The organism is Bradyrhizobium ferriligni (genome assembly GCF_056837965.1).
Window position 1 is genome coordinate 1 of record NZ_JBXEJO010000159.1, and the last position, 3,061, is coordinate 3,061.

At 67.0% G+C, this 3,061-nt stretch carries 2 protein-coding genes; both read left to right on the forward strand.

Annotated elements, in window-relative coordinates; all coding sequences use genetic code 11:
* Positions 1–180: hypothetical protein (locus tag AC1VNY_RS42265; RefSeq protein WP_482409634.1), on the forward strand; the 180-nt coding region annotated here is incomplete at its 5' end.
* Positions 181–235: 55 nt separating this feature from the next.
* Positions 236–2,683: an adenylate/guanylate cyclase domain-containing protein gene (locus AC1VNY_RS42270; protein ID WP_482409635.1), complete on the forward strand. Its 2,448-nt coding sequence runs from the start codon at positions 236–238 to the stop codon at positions 2,681–2,683.
* Positions 2,684–3,061: the final 378 nt, after the last annotated feature.

Consider the following 3,061-nt stretch of genomic DNA (forward strand, 5'->3'; position numbering starts at 1 on the left):
TCAACTTATGCGATCGTCGGCGGCGTCAGATGTGTAAAAGAGACAGCAGCACGACAGTCCGGCGATGAAGGACGTGCTGCGTCAGCTGTTCAATCGCTGATATTCCCGGACATCCCCCGCCGATATGAAGGGATAACCATGCGGCCCGAGCGGCCGCCCCGCCTCGCCGATCCGTGCTAAACAGCGGCGGATCATGCGGCGCACCCGATTGATGCGAGGGGGCGGACGAGGCTGGATGAACGCGGCTACGGACAAGGGCAAGAACTGGTTCCTGCGCGGCGGCCTGTTCGCCAAATATGTCCTCGCGCTGGTCGGCCTCGTCGTGTTCGTGCTCGCGGTCAACGGCGCGCTCGAGACCTGGATCAGCTACCGCGGCATCAAGGGCACGCTGACCGACGCGATGAGCGAGAAGGCGGACGCCACCGCCAAGCGCATCGAGCAGGCGATCTCCGACCTCGAGCGCCAGATCTCCTGGGTGACCCGCGCCTCCTCCAACACGATCGAGCTGCGCCGCGCCGACTACGCCCAGCTGCTCGGCCAGGTGCCGGCGGTGAGCCAGCTCACCTTGATCAGCGGCCAGGGCCGCGAGCTGCTGCGGCTGTCGCGCCAGACCACCACCGTCAACTCCAACGCCGACTTCTCCCGCGATGTCAGATTCATCGAGACCATCGCCCGCGGCACCGCCTATGCGCCGGCGTATTTTCGCGACGGGCGGCCGTTCATGTCGATCGGCGAGCAGCATTCCGGCTTCAATGCCGGCGTCACCATGGCCGAGATCGACCTGCGCTTCCTCAATGACTATTTCGGCGATTCCCAGGTCGGCCGGCTCGCTCATGCCTATGTCGTCGACGGCAAGGGCCGCGTGCTGGCGAGCTCGTCGAAGGGGCCGGAGGTCGGCAAGGACCTCGCCGCGCTGCCGCAGGTCGCCGCGGTGCTGTCGCCGAGCGGCAGGCCGATCGCCTCCGGCAAGGATGTCGACGGCAACGCGGTGCTGACGACAGCAACGGCCGCGCCGAACCTCGGCTGGCACGTGTTCTATGAGCAGCCGACCGCGCAGGCGCTGTCGCCGATCCGCGACCAGCTGGTGCGCATTGCGCTCCTGATCGCGCTCGGCCTCGTGGTCGCGATCATTGCCGGCACGATCCTGGCGCGGCGCATGCTGGAGCCGATCACCGCGCTGCGCACCGGCGCGCGGCGGTTGGGGGCCGGCGACTTCGACCATCGCATCGAGGTGAAGACTTCAGATGAGCTGGAGGAGCTCGCCGGCCAGTTCAACAGCATGGCCACCCAGCTTGCCGAGACCTATTCCGACCTCGAGGCCAAGGTGAAGGAGCGCACCCGCGACCTCGCGCAATCGATCAACGAGCTGAAGGTCTTGGAGGAGGTCGGCCGCGCGGTGGCGTCCTCGCTCGATCTTGCCGCCGTGCTGCCGACGGTCGGCGCCCGCGCGCTCGAGATCACCCATGCCGACGCCGTGCTGATCTATGGCTATGACGCCGCACAGCGCACGTTCAACCTGACGCAATCGATCGGCATCGCCGCTGCGGCCGACGGCCATCACCGCGCGATCGATGCGGCGAACAGCCCGCTCGGCGAGGCCGCCGCGAACGGCGAGCCGCTGGCGTTTCCCGATCTCGCGGCAAGTCCCGATTATCCGCCCGATCATCCGCTGCACGATGTCGTGGTCGGCGCCGGCTTCCACTCGGTGCTTGTGGTGCCGCTGGTCGACCAGCAGGGCGTGCTCGGCGCGCTGGTGGTGCTGCGCAAGGCGGCCGGCGATCTCCCACCGAGCCTGATCGGCCTGATGAAGACGTTCGCGCACCAGGCGGTGCTGGCGATGCGCAACGCGCGGCTGTTCACCGAGGTCGACCAGAAGAGCCACGCGCTGGAAAAGGCCAACGCCACCGTGCGCGAGCAGGCCGACAAGCTGCGCGAGCAGACCGAAGCGCTGAAGGACTGGAACAAGTCGCTGGAGCGGCGGGTCGAGACCCAGCTCGGCGAGCTCGAGCGCGTCCGCCGGCTCGAGCGCTTCCTGGCGCCGCAGGTGGCGCAGCTGATCGCCTCGTCCGACAATCCCGAGGGCCTGCTCGACAGCCACCGCCGCGAGGTCACCGTCGTGTTCTGCGACCTGCGCGGCTTCACCGCCTTCACCGAGGCGACCGAGCCGGAAGAGGCGATGAACGTGCTGCGCGAATATCACGCCGCGCTCGGCAAGCTGATCTTCAAATACGAAGGCACGCTCGACAAATATGCCGGCGACGGCGTGATGATCCTGTTCAACGCGCCGATCCAGCTCGCCGACCACACCGCGCGCGCGGTGAAGATGGCGGTGGAGATGCGCGACACGGTCGGCCCGCTGACCGAGAAGTGGCGCAACCGCGGGCACAGCCTCGGCTTCGGCATCGGCATCGCGCTCGGCTATGCCACGCTCGGCCAGGTCGGCTTCGAGCAGCGGCTGGAATATGCCGCGATCGGCAGCGTCACCAATCTCGCCTCCCGCCTGTGCGGCGAGGCCAAGGCCGGCCAGATCGTGGTGAGCCGCCGCGTCTACGGCATGGTCGAGCCTTACGTCGAAGGCCGCGCCATCGACGACCTCGTGCTGAAGGGATTCAATCATCCCATCCTCGCCGCGGAGATCCTCAGCTGGAAGGGCGAGCCGAGCGCGGAAGCGGCGGCGGAGTAAGCGCCCCACTCCCTCCCCACGTCGTCCCGGGCAAGCGAAGCGCGACCCGGGACCCATAACCCCAGGGTGAAATTGCTGCGCGACTCTGTGGCCCCAGCGAACTCCCACATGCAAAGCGGTGGTTATGGGTCCCTGCTTTCGCAGGGACGACACCGGAGATGAGGCGCCATCCTGATTCGATTATCAGACAGCCGAGGGGAGAAACACACGCCCGCATCCTCGCAGCGCCAACGCGCCCGAGTCATGCGATCAGCGCACGTCGTCGCACGCGCCGCCAGGTAATTTAGGGGCAACAGCCGCCCTTGCTTTCATATCCGCGAAATCTTGCGAACCTTAAATCACCATCCAGTGAATCCCGCCCCCTCCGCAATCACGATC

Excerpts from the sequence above, each read along its gene's own strand:
- AC1VNY_RS42270 (WP_482409635.1), top strand. The coding sequence starts at position 236 with ATGAACGCGGCTACGGACAAGGGCAAGAACTGGTTCCTGCGCGGCGGC.